This is a genomic window from Streptococcus mitis, assembly GCF_047464945.1.
Classification (GTDB): Bacteria; Bacillota; Bacilli; order Lactobacillales; family Streptococcaceae; genus Streptococcus; species Streptococcus mitis_EA.
This window is the reverse complement of sequence record NZ_JASHAX010000005.1, coordinates 61,060-78,159: the sequence shown is the minus strand read 5'-3', so window position 1 is coordinate 78,159 and position 17,100 is coordinate 61,060. Positions and strand designations below refer to the sequence as shown.

Below are 17,100 nucleotides of genomic sequence, written 5' to 3'. Positions count from 1 at the left end.
CCTTTTATTTTTTAAACCATAAATCATTCAAGAATCCAGAAAAGATCAAGAATGACAGCATGACGACATGGAAGGTGATAACCATGCCAAGCAACTGAATCCAGCGATTCTCAGGTAGAGCAGCCTTCCCTGCTTTTTTCCGTTCCTTATTGAGCGTTTTTTTCTTGCGAATCCAAGCATCATTGATGACCAAGCCTAGTCCATGAAAGAGTCCATAGGCGATATAGTACCAGGTCACTCCATGCCAAAATCCCATAATCAGCATATTTACAATATAAGCCACACTTGAAGTTACATTGCGATTCTTAAAGACCTTCTTTCTAGTCAACACCATGACCATTCGCATAAAGACAAAGTCACGGAACCAGAAAGAGAGACTCATATGCCAACGATTCCAAAATTCCTTTAAATCCCTTGATAAAAAGGGCTTATTAAAGTTGATAGGGCTACGAATTCCCATCAAATTTGAAATGGCTAAGGCAAACATAGAATAACCTGCAAAGTCAAAGAAGAGCTCCAGACCAAAAGTATACATAACTGCCAAGGCATAGTGGTTAAAGAAACCACCTGACTGCAGGGCTAGATTCTTCAAAGGAGGCAACAAGGTCTCTCCTAAAACATGAGCTAGGATAAACTTGTACAAAAATCCCCACATGATATAGCGAACAGATTCATCCAGCATATCCATCAACTCATCCCTCTCAGGAATGGTCTGATAATTTTCATTAAAACGCTTAAAGCGATCGATTGGGCCACTTGAAAAAGTCGGCATGAAGAGAAGAAAACGAAGGAACTCCCAGAGGGTAAAAGTCTTAATCACTCCATCTCTCAGCTCGATGATAATTCCAACCGAACGAAAGGTCAGGTAAGAAATTCCCAAGAATCCAAGCAAAGACTGCGTTCCATTGATAGCTGGCTGCACCTTGACAAAGATAATCGGAAGGAGGGATAGAAAGCTAACTAGATAGAAGACCCACTTGCCATCCTTGCTTTTTCGATAATGCTTATAGAAGAGTACGAGCAATATTTCCCAGCAAAGGTAAATACCTAATGCAACCAATTGATTGGTCTTACCACCCACTAACATGGTGACGATAAAGAAGAGGCTTACCAGCACTTCATACCAGGCAAAGCGTTTCTTGAAAAAGAGGCCTATAAAGATGGGCAAGGTTGCAGCAATCACATAGACAAAATACTGAGGATTGCCGTATGGCTCTAAATGAGGAAGCTGTTGAAAGAACTCCATCATCTCTTATTCACCTCGTTAATCAATCCTTTGATGTCAATTTTTCCATTTGGAGTCAGTGGCAAACTGTCTCGATAAAGGAATTTAGACGGCATCATGTAGGACATCATGATATCTGTCAAGTCTTCCTTAATAGCCTTGGTAATATCGATATCACGCTCAAACTGCTCACGAACACCATCTTTTAAGATGACATAGGCCAGTAGATTTTGTACCTTGTGGTCTTTGTTATAGCGCGGAACAGCGACAGCAGACTCAATATAGCGAGACTTATTAAGATTTTGAGAGACATCTTCTAGCTCAATGCGATAACCATTAAACTTAATCTGGAAGTCCATGCGTCCACCATAGAGAAGCAAGCCTTCATCTGTCATGGTTCCTACATCACCTGTGTGATAGGCTGGCAGCCCTTCAAACTCAAAGAAGGCTTCCGCTGTTTTTTCAGGGTTGTTCATATATCCTTTTGAAACAGCTGGCCCCGAAACAATGATTTCTCCCTGTTCACCATTTGGCAGTTTATTGCCTTCCTCATCAATGATAAAGGTTGGAGAGTCGGCCTTGGTATAGCCGATTGGTAGGCGTTTGAGAGTCGCCAACATCTCATCTGTCACGGCAACTGCTGATAGGGCCACTGTCGCTTCTGTTGGGCCGTAGGCATTGATAATACGGGCATTTGGGAAACGCTCACGTAGTTTTTGAGCTGTTTTGACCGTCAATTCTTCGCCATCAAAGTAGAAATGCGTGATTCCAGGCATTTTCTCACTGTTGAAGTCTTCAGACAACATGGCCATATCTGCAAAGGATGGGGTTGATGTCCAGATAGCGATTGGCAATGAAAAGATGGTAGCAAAGAGTTGCTTAAAGTCCTGAGTAATAGCTGAAGGCAGAGCGAAGAGCGTACCACCTAATGCCAAGGTCGGAGCCCAGTACATGACAGACAAATCAAAAGAATAAGGTGGCTGAGCCAGCATTTGCGGACGACTTGGCGTCGCAAATTCCTTGTCCGTAATCATCCAGTTGGTAAAGCTGAGGAGATTATCATAGGAAATCTGCACTCCCTTTGGCTTACCAGTCGTACCAGAAGTAAAGATGATATAGTAATTATCATCTCCCTTGACTGGATGCGTGATCTCATAGTTACTCCCCTGAGCAAAGGCTTCTTGAACCTGAGCTAGAGTCATCATCGGTGTAGAAACCTGCTCCAATGGAAAGTCTGAGATGGCAATAATCAAACTTGGCTCTGCTACTTCTAAAATAGCCGAAACTCGCTCCAAGGCCGAATGGCTATCAATTGGAATGTAGGCATGACCTGACTTAGTCAGCGCTACAAAGGTTGCCAACATTTCATATTCTTGGCCGCCAAAAACAACCACCGGAGACTTCTCAGGCAAGCCTAGTTGGTCAATGGCTGCAGCCAAACTATCCGAATCAGCCTTCAAATCGCCATAAGTGTGTTCCTGCCCCAAAACATTATAAACAGGATAGCTAGGCTGTGTCTGAGCAAAATGCTCAATGGTTTCAATCATATCTGCTATTGGTTTATTTGACACAATAGGGATTCTCCTTCAAGTTAAAATTCATTATAGATAAAGCTTCCTTGACCCTGACCAAGATAGCTAAAGAAGTAAAGCAGCCCCAGAAAGATAAGAAAATACAAGGCTGTCCGACCAAGAAAGAGGTACAATTCTTTTCTCTGTTTCATCAAGAAAAACCATTCATTTCTATAATTTTTGCTAAATAAGATAGACTCTTACTATAGTATTTTTCTACTATTGTACCACTTTCTTGGGTAATTTTTCAATTGTTTGCCGTAGATTTTCAGTAGATTTCAGTTTATTTTAAGGATTATGCGGTTTTTCTATGTATATTTCAAATAGAGTGATCCTGGGCAAAAAACCAAGTTCAGTAGAAAATGAAGGGAAGCTTTCCATAATAAAACGCACAATGTCAAGTTTTTTCAACACCTGATACTATGCGCTTTTCTAATTTTTCAAGACTTTTTAACCAGTCTCTCATTTAAAATAATCTCGTCTGATATAAATTAAAATAGCTTCTATCATCAGACAAATGGCTGATAGCCAAAAACTTATGCTAATACCAAAACTCTCAGTAATATAGCTCATTAGCAAAACAAATACTGAAAATGCTAATGTCGAAATCACTTCAAGAACAGAATAGACATTAACCAAATGATTTTCCTCTACTGTTTCCTGAAGAAACACACTTTCAGGAACTTCTTTTAGTTGCGATAACATACCAACTAAAGCTGAAAATAATAAAAACATCTGTGCGTTTGGAAAATATAGAATAGTCAGTGTCACTATTGCCATAGCTACAAGAGGAAAAAGAATACTTTCCCATTTAGCAGCAAGGAACTTTTCAGATAGCCTAAAAGCAATTAAGCCACTAATTATAATCCCGATAGAGTATGCTGTATTAGAATATCCCCAGTAACTTTCCGTTTCATTTAATAACTCAGTTACAAAGACAAGTATGATAGACGAAACCCAAATCGTATTTGAGAAAATTTCCAATAAATTTGCCGATACAAAAAGTCTTAATCTAGGATCTCTAGCAACTAACTTCCAACCTTTGAGTAAAATTTCAAGATTAGTTTCTGACTCTAACACCTCCACTTCAGCCTTAGGAAGAAATAACATCAGAAAGCTAGAAATGATATACAAGATTAAAATGATAAACGTGGTAGGTAAGAGACCAATTGTTGCAAACAAGAGTCCACCTAATCCCCAACCCACCAATTGAACAGCTTCACTACTCATTGACAATGCTGAGTTAGCCTTGCCCAAATCGGTCGCATAGCGCGGCACAATAGCATAGGAAACGGGTGCTGCAAAACCATCTAATATGGAAATCGCAACAACAAATAGATAGATCCCCAAAGGCGCTACTGATTGCATTACGGTAAACATTCCTACCAGTATCGTTAATAATATAGTCTTTCCAAATTGGGATAAAGATAAAACCCTATTTAGTGCTAACCTTCTAGTAACTAAAGGAACTAAAAGACTCGCAACAAAAGAGGATATCCCTATTAAAATGGGAACTAGTGATGTGGCAATTACTGATTTTGAAATAATGTATATGTTCGCAATGATTGTTACTCTAAAGAAAATATCTGCTAAATTTGCAAACAATTGAGAGACTAACAACTTGATAAATGAATTAGACATATAGCGCTCCTATAACATAAAAATATTTAACTGATAAATGGTATAGTAGACTTTGTTTGATAACTATTTGACACAAGATTAGGTGGTCAGAAATTGAATTTTTAACATTCCAACTTAGCCATAGTTTTTAGTTCTCACATCTTTAAATCAGCTAAAACAATCCATAATATAGAATATATATTATAGCTTGTAAGATGCCGAACAAGTCTATTTATTTTATTCTATATTTTCCCAAATCAATTACTTGATTATAAACCGTTTCTGAATCAATATGATGAGCAACTTCAATCAAAATGATAGGCAACTGCAAAAGTAACTGGCGCACTTGATATGCATTGTCCTTGTCTAAGGATGATGTAACCTCATCCGCCAACACAATGTCTTTTTGTCGAAGCAGACAGCGAACTAATTCAAGTCGTAAACGTTGTCCACCTGAAATGTTTTCTCCATTATTTATCAGTTGATAATCCAAGATATTGGTGATTTCATTCGTTAAGCCAACTTGTTCTAGGCAACAGAGTAATTCTTTATCCGAAATCTCCTGTCCTAATGTTAAATTTTCTCGGATTGTCCCATGTCTGAAAAATGGATTCTGAGAGATATAAGCGACATTCCCTTGATAATGAGTAAATTCTCGACCTGATTTATCACGTACAATAATTCTACCACTATTCGGCCTTATCTTTCCTGCTACCAACTGTAGGAGAGTTGACTTTCCGGTACCACTAGCTCCCTTTATTAAAACTTTACTTGGCTTAGTTAATCTAAGTGACAAATCATAAAAGAGCACTTGCTCTCCAACCTGTTTTGAAACGCCCTCCAAAACTAGCTCAGCTAAAGATTCGACTGTCGGATATGATGTTTCTAAACAAGATTCTTCCAATAATGAAAATATTTTTTCTTTCACTGTTTGCGATCGCTGTATATCAGATATGCTATACATAATTCTTTGAATAGGTCCGCTAAGATTCATTGTAGCTATATACATAGAGACCAAACTAGCTGTTGTTAACTCTATACCACTCTTTTGTAATAAAAGACCAAGTGCAAGAGGTAGTACCTGACTAAGGAATTCTAAAGGACCATTGAAAAAATAAACGACATTGCTAGTCCATTCATTTTTCCAACGAGCATTCTCGTAACACTCGTTGTTTTTTCTCATCTTAGCAAAGTTTTCTTTACTAGCGCCATAAAAATATATCGTATCTGCTCCCTTAAAAAAATCTCCTACAGATAGATGAAAAGCTTTTTGCAGTTCCGAAAAATTTGCACCACTTTTCATTAAACGATTATTCATTACCCATTGAGGTAATGGTCGAAGAAAAGAGAACACAATAAAAACAATACCAAGCCAAAAATTTTGCACCAAAATAAAAACAATCGTTGTACAAAGTATAAAAACTCTTCCAACTATCATATCCAGGGGTAAAAAGAAGCGATTATAGAGCAGTTCCATATCTTGTGTAACAATTGAAACTTTTTCATCATATACAACATTTTCTTTCAAAAATAGTTTCTTAATAAGCTGATCTTTTAACCGAATTTGCATATGACGCTGCAAATTATTACTGACAAAATTTGCTAGCAACATTGTGCTATAAAAAAACAGGTGTAAACACAGGCCATATAAAACAAAGTATGAAATTGTACCAATTGTAAGTTGCTCTTCACGAATATTCAATAGCTTATCCAATAACAATGGCTTTATTAGAGCCATCCCACTATTCAAAAGCACTCCTATTAAAAAATAGATAAAAATATTAGTTTTAATGTATTTTAGAAATTTCATAAATAAGCCTATCTAAAAGAAAGCGAATAGATATAAAAGCCTCAGTCTAAAAGTTATAAACAAATTAACTCCAACTGAGACTATACAATAATTTAATTAACCTATATATGATGCTGTTTATTAAGAGTGATTATTTTTACTATTGAAAAATAATTCTCCTGTTTCACTTTTCTTTCTTAAAATATATGGAGATAGAACTTGCATATTAAATACCTCAAAATTCATAATTATGGTAACAACTTCGAAAAATCCTATCGCTCAAATACAATGATCTGATAAAACAACCGTAATTGAAATTTCTAAAGACAATTCTACCAAAATATTATTTCGAGATACTTCCTTTCCCATATCTGCGTATTACTTTTTACTTGCTAAAATTTTTTCTAAGTGCCTTTCATAATTCTTTGCCAAATGGTTACTTCCCGCTAATTTCATTGCTCCAATACACTTCCTCATTTCAATAATTGCTTTACAATCCATCTCTTTTTTGTAGCGATACAGATGTTGTGCATACTGAAACACCAACCGTTCATAAATTTCTATCTCGGTGAAAAAGCATTGATTCAGTTGCTTTTCAAAATACAAAGCATCAAGAAATTTTCCTCTTTCAATACATGTGATATATCCGTTTAATAGCATAGATGAAATCAATCGTCTATTATTAGGAATTTCTTTATAAAAATCAGAACGTCTAGACATCTCTCTAGCCAAAACCATGAAGACATCGTGTTTTAGGACATCTAAAGTATTTGAAAAAATCAACAATTCATAGTATCCCCAATATTCAACACTAAAGAGATAGTCAGTTAGATAAGATAAATCTTCACCAGAATAATAAGCTTCTCCAGATAAATCTTGTAAACGAATTTTTAATAAAATAATGTTAAGCTTATGAAATTTCTCTTGTTTAAAACCTGACTCCATCTGAGAATAAAGTAGTTTTTTCAACCCATCAACATTATGATTTGATACAAAATGCCTAACCTTTGATAAGAGTTCGTTCAGTTCATCACGATGAAAATCATGAACAGCATACATAAATTCATCAATAGGCATGTTAATTTCATCCAAAATAGCCATAAATTTTGAAATGGTTAAATCAGTCTCTCCCTTTTCAAAACGTGAGAGCTGTGATGTTGATATACCAGCTTTTTCGACATCTTTTAATCGAAACCCTCTAGATTCTCGAAACTTTTTAAAAATTTCTCCAAATTTTTTCATAATATCTCTCCAACAAGCATATACGGGAACAGTTTTTGATTTTTAATATTTTAGCATAAAATAGAAGAAAACAAAAGTGAGGTATTTCACATGAAAAAACAAAAACTATTGCCTTTATTATTCCTAATTTTAGGAGGAATTATGATTATCGTTGTTGGCTAGTACTAAGAAGTTAGTTAGTTATTAGAATACTTACATCTTCAATCGAAAAAGAGACTGGGAAAAAGTCTTAACGATAAGAAAAGCGCATAATATCAGGTATTGAAAAACTTGATACTATGCGTTTTATTGTGAGAAGATTTACTGTATTTTTTGCTGAAATTGAGCTCTTGCCTAAGCTCTATCAAAATAATTGTTTTCCAGATTAGAAAAGTGAGAATACAAGCACGGCCAAGGCTGCACCGATAACAGGTCCCACAACAGGAATCCAGGCATAAGACCAGTCTCCGTCTCCCTTGTTTGAAATTGGAAGGATACTGTGCATGATACGAGGTCCAAGGTCACGCGCTGGGTTCAAGGCATAACCTGTTGTCCCACCTAGTGATAGACCGATACCGACAATCAACGTTCCCACTGCAAAGGTTCCGATACCTGCCTGAAAATCGTAAAGACCCAAAGCAAAGATTGTCAAGACCAAAACAAAGGTGCCAAGGATTTCGCTGATCAAGTTTGATACAGTATCTTTGATGGCTGGTCCAGTACTGAAGGTTGCCAGGATATTGCCTGCATTTTCTTCTGCCTCATAATGCGGTTTGAATTGCAACCAAACCAAAATCTGACCCAGCATAGCCCCTGCAAACTGGGCTAGGATGTAAGGGAAAACGGAAACCCAAGGCAAACCACCTTTCAAGGCCACACCAATCGTCACAGCTGGGTTTAAATGAGCTGGACTGAGCTTGCCGGATACAAAGACAGCAACCGCAACTGCAATCCCCCAACCCATAGTAATCACAATCCAACCTGAGCTGTTGCTCTTGGTTTTCGGAAGAACCACACCAGCCACAACACCATTTCCTAGAAGAATCAGGATTAAAGTCCCCAAAAATTCTCCAAATAATTCATTCATCATCTTTCTGTCTCCATTAAAAAGAAGGGGCGGGCGACAAGGAGTCCTGCCCTCCACCTCTTTTATTTTTTTCTTAATTTTTTAATTCTGCTAAATCGTTGTTAGCGAGGGCTACTTCGACGTCCGCACGGTAGCCTGCTTTTTCTTCTTCTGACCAATCATAGAATCGTCCCATTTCATCCAATACTGGCTCAACGATGCTATCCAAACTATCACGCATAAAGAGCATGTGGTTGGTACGACGAAGAAGGAAGTCAACTGGGCTCAGAGCCAACTCGTTGCGCATTGCATAGTGAAGGGACAAGGTATCTGCCAAGCTGAGGCCTGGCGCTTGTTCCAAACTATGAGCAAGGGCAAAGACCTTCGGTGCATTTGAACCGTAAAGATTTGCTAGGTAATGGGCTTCCTTGCTATCCAAACCACGTGACACTCCAAGTTGCGCAAAGGCTTCGATTTCTGAGTCCACATTTGCTGGGTTCAATTCTCCACCTGAAACAGGGTAAGTCTTAGAATTGATGAGTTTAAAGCTACGGTCAAATTCTGCTTTGAGGATGTCAACCACACGCTCCATAGCTCCTTCAGCCATCTTACGGTAGTCTGTGATTTTACCACCAGCAAGGGTCAAGAGACCATTATCATCTCGGTCCAAGCTCGAACCACGTGAAACTGCAGATGGGTCCAAATGTTTCTCAGAAGTACTGCTTTCAAGCTTGCTGACAGCAGACTCAACATCTTCACGCGTTTTTTCTTTAGAGAGATAAGATTCAACCGTCGCAATCAAGTTGTTAAAGCTTTCATCACTGATGGTTCCGTTATTTCCTCCATTGTAGTCAGAAGCGCTATTGCCTGCGATCAATGGACGAAGACCTGCCCAGCTACTTTCAATGTCAGCAACTGTAATATTCGCTTCTGGGAAGCGGTTGTTGACAATGCCAAGTAGGTAATCTACATCTTCCTGAGTCACTTTTGGATGTTCCAAATCACCTGTGTAGTCTGTATCGGTTGTACCGAAGTAAGTCTTGTTTTCACGTGGGAGAACAAAGACCATACGACCATCTCCCAAACCTGTATCAAAGTAAACTGGCTGTGAAACCTTGATCTTGCTTGAATCCACTACCAAGTGAACTCCCTTAGTTGGACGCATTTGTGAGAATTGGGTTCCCTTATTAGACAAATTGCGCACCTTGTCGCTCCAAGGACCAGTTGTGTTGATCACCAGACGGGCCTTGATTTCAAAGACTTGGTCTGTCAAGAGATCACGAGCTACAACACCTGTAATCTTGCCACTTTCGTCAAAGAGGAAGCCTTCTGCCTTCACGTGGTTAGCAATGAGGGCACCGTCTTGGTTGGCACGTTTGATGTTTTCAATCACGAGACGTGCATCGTTGTTACGGAAGTCAAGGTAAACCCCACCTCCTACCAAACCTTCTTTCTTCAAGTTTGGCTGGCGTTCCAAGACTTCTTCCTTGCTCAAAACCTTGTTAGCAGCTGGTGTGTTGTTAACTCCTGCCAAGAGGTCATACAAGTCCATAGCTACTTTCAGACGGAAGAGGCTAAAGGTCGCTCCATCTTCATCATAAACTGGCAAGAGCATTGGGTCCGGTTTTGGAATGTGTGGTGCGATTTGTTGAACCACTGCACGTTCAGAAACCGTATCTGATACAACTTCTACGTCAAATTGTTTGAGGTAACGAAGACCTCCGTGAACTAATTTTGTTGAACGGCTAGATGTTCCTTCTGCAAAGTCTTGCATTTCAATCAATCCAGTCTCAAGACCGCTAGCTGCCGCCTGCAAGGCTACACCAGCACCAGTGATTCCTCCACCGATAATCAAGAGGTCCAGGGTGCGTTCCTGCATTTTTTTAATTGATAATTCACGTGTTTTCTTTGAAAATTCCATTTTTACACACTTTCTAACTAAGTCGCTTTATTCTTCCAATATTAGTCATCGATTTCCGCAAAGACTTGGGTTGCTTTCACAGCTTTCTTCCAGCCCTTGTAGAGTTGTTCCTTGCGAGATTCGTTCATCGATGGTTCAAAGAGCTCTCCTGTCTCGTTCAAGAGTTTCAACTCATCTAAGTCTTTCCAGTAGCCTACTGACAAACCTGCTAGGAAGGCTGCTCCTAGGGCCGTTGTTTCCAAGTTTTTGGCGCGTGCGATATCGATTCCCAAAATATCAGCTTGGAACTGCATGAGGAAGTTGTTCATAGCTGCACCACCGTCTACTTTCAAGACTTGAATAGCTGTCTGCGCATCCACTTGCATGGTGTCGATGATGTCACGCACTTGATAAGCGATAGATTGCAAAGTTGCCTTAATAAAGTCTTCTTTACTTGTTCCACGAGTCAAACCAAAGACAGAACCGCGAGCATTTTGGTTCCAGTATGGAGCACCTAGACCTGTAAAGGCTGGAACAACATAAACTTCATCGTTGTTGTGAGAATCACGAGCGTATTTTTCAGATTCTGGTGAATTTTCAACCATTCGAAGACCGTCACGAAGCCACTGAATAGCACTTCCTGCGATGAAGATAGAACCTTCCAAGGCATAGTAAACCTTGCCGTTAATACCATAACCAATGGTTGTCAAGAGGTTATTTTCAGACAACTGCATTTCTTCACCAGTATTCATGATGATGAAAGAGCCTGTTCCATAAGTATTCTTGACCATACCAGGTTCAAAGGCCAACTGTCCAAAGAGGGCTGCTTGTTGGTCCCCAGCCATACCTGAGATTGGCACTTCTCCACCATAGAAATGGAATGGCGCTGTCTTACCGTAAATTTCAGAGTTAGAACGAACTTCTGGCAGCATAGCCTTCGGAATGTTGAGAATTTCCAAAATCTCATCATCCCATTTGAGTTCTTTAATGTTATAAAGCATGGTACGAGCTGCATTTGAGTAGTCGGTCACGTGAGCCGCACCGTCTGTCAATTTCCAAACCAACCAAGTATCGATAGTACCAAAGAGCAATTCTCCTTTTTCTGCTCGCTCTTGAGCGCCTTCTACATGGTCCAAAATCCAACGAACCTTGGTAGCAGAGAAGTAAGCATCAATAATCAAACCAGTCTTTTCATGGAATTTTTCCACATGACCTTGGCTTTTTAGTTGTTCAGCCAAAGGTGCTGTCTGGCGTGACTGCCAAACGATAGCGTTGTAGATAGGAAGTCCTGTTTTCTTATCCCAGACGACCGTTGTTTCACGTTGGTTGGTAATCCCGATTGCCTCGATTTGATTTGGCTTAACACCGCTTTCGATGAAAGCACCCGCAATAACTGACTGAACAGAGTTCCAAATTTCATTGGCATTGTGCTCAACCCAACCTGCCTGAGGGAAAATCTGAGTAAACTCCTTTTGACTCGAGCTAACTTTTTCTCCTTTTTTGTTGAAAATGATGGCACGAGAACTTGTAGTTCCCTGGTCAATGGCCATGATGTATTTTTCTTGTGACATGTGCTGTCCTCCTGATAAAGATCTTGAGGATGTTTCCTCTTTACACTTACTAGTATACAAAATAAAGCGCTTTCTTGTTCATCAACTTTTTTTAATTTTTAAAAAAATGTGAGGAGATTGTGTGAATTTCACAAAAAAGACCTGGAACTACCAAGCCTTTTAAGTGAATAATAACTGACGAATCCCTGCCAAATCTTCCAAATCCAAGTCGTTTTTTAAATAATAAACTGGTGTCTGTTCCTTCTTATGAATCGGGTTATTGGTAACCAGCAAATCATAATGCCGAGTTCGGTCATAGGCTTCAATGGTAATAAAACGATTGTATTCCAAATACCGTTTCAAAATGGCTGCCATCCTTGAAAAGACAAGAAAACCAGATGTCAAATCCAGACCAATCCGCATATGCTGACCACCATTTTCAGCCATATATTCGATTAACTGAAGCCATTCCCAGAGAATTTTCTTATCTAAATCTGTCCCCTGCTGAAAGGCCGGTAGAGCATGAAAAATCTCCTCTGCCGTTCCCCTAAAATCATGTTCCATCAGCAAATAAGGATGGCGATTCTCTAACTGGTACTTATAGCGATCCTGTAAAATATAGCCCTTATAGAGATAGACTTGAGCACAAAGCTGACTGAGTTCATAGGTGACATGGTCCTCTGTATAATCCCCCAGCAACTCCTCCTTCTTCATTTCTTGAATCAATTGCGTCAGCAAATCTACCAACTGCCCTCCAAAACCAAGGATATACTCCATGGTATGTAGGGGCAAAATGCGATGAGATAGGAGGAAAGAGAAGAAAATCATCATCTCCCCATCCTCAGTTCCTAGAGGAAGGTGTTGCCCAGCAAAAAAGGACGGAGCCTTTCGATGCAAACGAAGGTAGAAAATATTGTCAAAATACCCTCGCATTTTCTCTTCTATGACTTGAAACTGACAGGCATTGACCCGAAGACGTTGTTGACTGATATGAGCCCAGAGAACCAAGTCCAATTTCTGACCCGAAGACAAACTCGCACCGCAGATTTCTTCTAGTGTAGTAATTTCCTGCTTTCTCTCTGGTTTCTGCATGTGGCCTTCCCATTCCTGACTTGACCAGACCTTGCGGAAAAGACAGAAATAGAAATAGCGAATCTGATGCTCTGGACCTCGCCAACGTCCATTTTGGATGGATAAATCAAATTCTGACAAAATCTGATTTAAGCTAGCTAAGTGACGACCAAGCGTAGCCTCGCTAATCATCAATTCTTGAGCCAGCTGATGGGCTAAAAACTGTTGGTGGTAGAGAAGATAGACCACAATCTGGTATTTAACAGCATTCTCCAAAAACAGGCTCCGAATCTCTCTCCCCTTGGTAGCTGCGCCGATTGACAGATGCAAATTTTCATCTTCTAAGTGAATAGTCAGCTCTAAGCCACTATTCAAAGCCTTGTCATTAAGTAGGGTGACATATTTGGTTAGAGTTGCTTTTGAAAATCCTGTTTCCTCCATTACAGCCTTGACAGTCGTCTGAGACTCTTGTAATAGAAAGGAAAGGATTGAAAATTGGCCAGATTCGGCCTTTTCCATCAAATCTCCTAAATACATTTGTTACACCTTTCATTTTCTACCTTAAGCATAGCATAAATCTTACAAATGCTGAAATAATCTGTTTCTCTTTTTATTTTCATGCTGATTTCCTGGTCCATTATCCTGAAAATCAGCAAACACACGGCTCCCCCTTTGGGCATTTTTATGCTAAAATAGTAGCTATGGATAAAATTATTAAAACTATATCAGAAAGCGGAGCCTTTCGTGCTTTTGTCCTTGATAGCACAGAAACCGTCCGCACTGCTCAAGAAAAACACCAAACCCAAGCTAGCTCAACTGTAGCGCTTGGTCGAACTCTTATCGCTAGCCAGATTCTCGCAGCCAATGAAAAAGGAAATACCAAACTAACAGTTAAGGTACTGGGATCTAGCTCTCTAGGTGCTATTATCACGGTCGCTGATACCAAGGGGAACGTCAAAGGCTACGTTCAAAATCCTGGTGTTGACATCAAAAAGACTGCAACTGGTGAAGTCCTAGTCGGACCTTTTGTCGGCAACGGTCAATTCCTCGTTATCACAGACTACGGTACTGGAAATCCTTACAACTCTATGACTCCCCTCATCTCTGGGGAAATTGGTGAAGACCTGGCCTTTTACCTGACTGAAAGCCAACAGACTCCTTCTGCAGTCGGCCTCAATGTCCTTTTAGACGAAGAAGACAAGGTCAAGGTTGCTGGTGGTTTCCTAGTTCAAGTCTTGCCGGGAGCCAAGGAAGAAGAGATTGCTCGCTTTGAAAAACGCATCCAAGCAATGCCAGCTATCTCAACGCTTCTCGAAAGTGAAGACCATATCGAAGCCCTTCTCAAGGCTATCTACGGGGACGAGGCCTACAAGCGTCTTTCTGAAGAAGAAATCCGTTTCCAATGTGACTGTAGCCATGAGCGCTTTATGAACGCTCTTGCTAGCCTTCCAAGCTCAGACTTACAGGAAATGAAAGAGGAAGACCACGGGGCAGAAATCACTTGTCAATTCTGCCAAACTACTTACAACTTTGATGAAAACGACCTGGAGGAACTCATTCGTGACAAATCTTAATACACCCTTTATGATTGGCAATGTTGAGATTCCCAATCGTACCGTTTTAGCACCTATGGCTGGCGTGACCAACTCAGCCTTTCGTACTATCGCAAAAGAGCTCGGAGCTGGACTCGTTGTCATGGAAATGGTCTCTGACAAGGGAATCCAATACAACAACGAAAAAACCCTGCACATGCTTCATATCGATGAAGGCGAAAACCCTGTCTCTATCCAACTTTTTGGTAGCGATGAAGACAGCCTCGCACGCGCAGCAGAATTCATCCAAGAAAACACCAAAACCGATATCGTCGATATCAACATGGGCTGCCCAGTTAATAAAATCGTGAAGAACGAAGCTGGCGCTATGTGGCTCAAGGATCCAGACAAGATCTACTCTATTATCAACAAGGTCCAATCTGTCCTTGATATTCCACTTACTGTCAAAATGCGTACCGGCTGGGCCGATCCATCTCTGGCAGTTGAAAATGCCCTCGCTGCTGAAGCAGCAGGTGTTTCTGCCCTCGCCATGCATGGCCGTACCCGTGAACAAATGTATACAGGTCACGCAGACCTTGAGACCCTTCATAAGGTCGCTCAAGCTTTGACCAAGATTCCCTTCATCGCCAACGGTGACATCCGTACGGTCCAAGAAGCCAAACAACGTATCGAGGAAGTCGGTGCTGACGCAGTCATGATTGGCCGCGCTGCCATGGGAAATCCTTACCTCTTCAATCAAATCAACCATTACTTTGAAACAGGAGAAATCCTACCTGATTTGACCTTTGAAGACAAGATGAAAATCGCCTACGAACATTTGAAACGCTTGATTAACCTCAAAGGAGAAAACGTAGCAGTTCGTGAATTCCGTGGACTCGCTCCTCACTACCTCCGTGGGACATCTGGTGCAGCCAAACTCCGTGGAGCTATTTCACAAGCTAGCACTCTGGCAGAGATTGAGGCTCTCTTGCAGTTGGATAAGGCTTAAAATGGTTCATACTGCTCTACTTGTTATCGATATGCAAAAAGCATTTGATAACCCTATCTGGGGAGAACGGAACAACCCTCAAGCTGAATATCAAGCGTTGAGGGTACTGGCATACTTTCGTAAACACGGTCTTCCAGTCTTGCACATTCAACACATATCTGATAATCCCCAGTCGCAATTTCATAACAAACAAAATCAGGAGTTTAAAAGCGGATTTGAACCAGTTGTTTCAGAACCTGTCTTTCAAAAAACGGTTAATAGCGCCTTTATTGGAACAAATCTTGAAACCTATTTACGAAAAAATCAGATTGGTCATTTAGTCGTTGTTGGTTTGACCCTGCCTCATTGTGTATCTACTACGACACGAATGGCAGCAAATCTTGGTTTTAAAGTCACTTTACTAGCAGATGCCACTGCCAGTTTTACCCTATCTAACAAAAACGATCAGACCATCTCTCCTGAGACTATCCATGAGATTAATCTCCTTTCTCTACAGGATGAGTTTGCTCAAATTCTTACTACAGAAGAATTTTTAACCCAAGTATAAGTATAAAAGAATCCGTCAACTCTTATTGAGCTGACGGATTTTCTTTGATTGTAAAAATTCAAATACTGAGGGTTGTTATTGACTCAAAGCAACACTGGAAACCTTACCATCCGCTCCTGTTGTAATTTGGATGACTCTCCCTCCACCGATTTTGGCATTATACTTGCCACCATCAAGAGTATAAGAGTAGCCTATGATAGAGTAATTTTCTTTCTTTCCATCAGCAGATTCTACTGTAAATTGACCACCTGATGAAACTGTGATGGTTTCGCCATTTTCTCCCTTCCAGTTGCCAGCTGCTGCTGAGAAATCACCGTCTACCATGGCTAAAACACCCTTGTAGCGTTTATTTTGCTCTGCTTGTTTGTCTTGAAGTTTGCGGTCAGTTGTAGGATCATAGCTTGATTGGTTAGACTGGGTTTGAGGAGCCTGTTGAGTTGAAGGAGTCTGAGCAGGAGTTTGTTGACTAGCCACCTGTTGATTAGACATCTCTTGACCTTGTCTTTGCTCTGGTGCAGGTGTTGCTGGTGATGATGTTGTAGTTGCTGCAGACTGGTCAGTAGACGCCTTGGCCTTTTCAGATGAAACTGAACTTGAGGACTTCTGAGTCTTGCTTTCTTTGCTAACAGAAGCTGCTTTAGAACTTGATGATTGGCTTGTCTTAGCAGAACTGCTTGCTTGAGTTGTTTCCTTTTTATTTCCACAAGCTCCCAATAGCAAGGTAGAAGCCAATACAGTTGCTGCCATCAATTTGATATAGGTTTTCTTTTTCATTTTTCTACTCCTTTGTAATGTTTTAGAAATACAATGAAATCTTTTTGTAATATAATTGTAACATTACGTTTTAAACATGTCAACAATTTATTTAAACTATTTTAAAAATCTCACATAATTTAAACACCTCTACTCCTCCTACTCTTCTATTCGTAATAAAACAGAAAAACAGGAGATTTTCCTGTTAAAAATTTAAATTTGTTTTATGTAATCGCTTTCATTGTT

At 40.0% G+C, this 17,100-nt stretch carries 14 protein-coding genes; 3 read left to right on the top strand and 11 right to left on the bottom strand.

Translation table 11 applies throughout. The features are described from left to right. Positions 1-4: 4 nt before the first annotated feature. From dltB to QM424_RS07140, 10 genes are all read right to left on the bottom strand, one after another. Positions 5-1,249: a D-alanyl-lipoteichoic acid biosynthesis protein DltB gene (gene dltB / locus QM424_RS07185; protein ID WP_414393923.1), complete on the bottom strand. Its 1,245-nt coding sequence runs from the start codon at positions 1,247-1,249 to the stop codon at positions 5-7. Then, positions 1,246-2,796 carry a D-alanine--poly(phosphoribitol) ligase subunit DltA gene (gene dltA / locus QM424_RS07180; RefSeq protein WP_414393920.1) on the bottom strand — a complete coding sequence of 517 codons (1,551 nt, stop codon included), beginning with the start codon at positions 2,794-2,796 and terminating at the stop codon, positions 1,246-1,248. The genes dltB and dltA overlap by 4 nt, the downstream gene beginning before the upstream one ends. Before the next feature lie 20 nt (positions 2,797-2,816). Beyond that, positions 2,817-2,948 carry a teichoic acid D-Ala incorporation-associated protein DltX gene (locus QM424_RS07175; RefSeq protein ID WP_000813667.1) on the bottom strand — a complete coding sequence of 44 codons (132 nt, stop codon included), beginning with the start codon at positions 2,946-2,948 and terminating at the stop codon, positions 2,817-2,819. A gap of 310 nt (positions 2,949-3,258) precedes the next feature. Further along, positions 3,259-4,437, bottom strand: a complete 1,179-nt coding sequence (locus tag QM424_RS07170; RefSeq protein ID WP_414393918.1) for a ryptide export MFS transporter — start codon at positions 4,435-4,437, stop codon at positions 3,259-3,261. Between the two features lie 211 nt (positions 4,438-4,648). Then, entirely contained in the window at positions 4,649-6,226 is a 1,578-nt protein-coding gene (locus QM424_RS07165; protein WP_414393916.1) for an ATP-binding cassette domain-containing protein, read from the bottom strand. Positions 6,227-6,583: 357 nt separating this feature from the next. Beyond that, a complete protein-coding gene (locus QM424_RS07160; protein ID WP_414393914.1) occupies positions 6,584-7,447 on the bottom strand; it encodes a helix-turn-helix domain-containing protein in 864 nt (287 codons plus the stop codon). A gap of 364 nt (positions 7,448-7,811) precedes the next feature. After that, a complete protein-coding gene (locus QM424_RS07155) occupies positions 7,812-8,516 on the bottom strand; it encodes an MIP/aquaporin family protein (RefSeq protein WP_261043642.1) in 705 nt (234 codons plus the stop codon). A gap of 70 nt (positions 8,517-8,586) precedes the next feature. Beyond that, positions 8,587-10,413: a type 1 glycerol-3-phosphate oxidase gene (gene glpO / locus QM424_RS07150; RefSeq protein WP_414393911.1), complete on the bottom strand. Its 1,827-nt coding sequence runs from the start codon at positions 10,411-10,413 to the stop codon at positions 8,587-8,589. 41 nt (positions 10,414-10,454) lie between these two features. Next, complete coding sequence (glpK, locus tag QM424_RS07145; protein WP_414393909.1) at positions 10,455-11,963, bottom strand: glycerol kinase GlpK; 1,509 nt, start codon at positions 11,961-11,963, stop codon at positions 10,455-10,457. 159 nt (positions 11,964-12,122) lie between these two features. Next, positions 12,123-13,550: an AcpB/EbpR/MafR family transcriptional regulator gene (locus QM424_RS07140; protein ID WP_414393907.1), complete on the bottom strand. Its 1,428-nt coding sequence runs from the start codon at positions 13,548-13,550 to the stop codon at positions 12,123-12,125. A gap of 164 nt (positions 13,551-13,714) precedes the next feature. Here QM424_RS07140 and hslO point away from each other — a divergent pair, with 164 nt between their 5' ends. Genes hslO through QM424_RS07125 form a run of 3 tightly spaced genes read left to right on the top strand, consistent with a single transcriptional unit; the run spans position 13,715 to position 16,101 of the window. Then, positions 13,715-14,587 carry an Hsp33 family molecular chaperone HslO gene (gene hslO, locus QM424_RS07135; RefSeq protein ID WP_033684527.1) on the top strand — a complete coding sequence of 291 codons (873 nt, stop codon included), beginning with the start codon at positions 13,715-13,717 and terminating at the stop codon, positions 14,585-14,587. Further along, on the top strand, positions 14,574-15,554 hold the full coding sequence (dusB, locus tag QM424_RS07130; protein WP_000183308.1) for a tRNA dihydrouridine synthase DusB: 981 nt from the start codon (positions 14,574-14,576) through the stop codon (positions 15,552-15,554). The genes hslO and dusB overlap by 14 nt, the downstream gene beginning before the upstream one ends. Before the next feature lies 1 nt (position 15,555). Continuing rightward, positions 15,556-16,101 (top strand): cysteine hydrolase family protein, encoded by a 546-nt coding sequence (locus QM424_RS07125; protein ID WP_414393905.1) that lies wholly within the window; start codon positions 15,556-15,558, stop codon positions 16,099-16,101. Between the two features lie 75 nt (positions 16,102-16,176). Here the strand turns inward: QM424_RS07125 and QM424_RS07120 are convergent, their stop codons facing one another. Next, entirely contained in the window at positions 16,177-16,875 is a 699-nt protein-coding gene (locus QM424_RS07120) for a hypothetical protein (protein WP_414393903.1), read from the bottom strand. Positions 16,876-17,100: the final 225 nt, after the last annotated feature.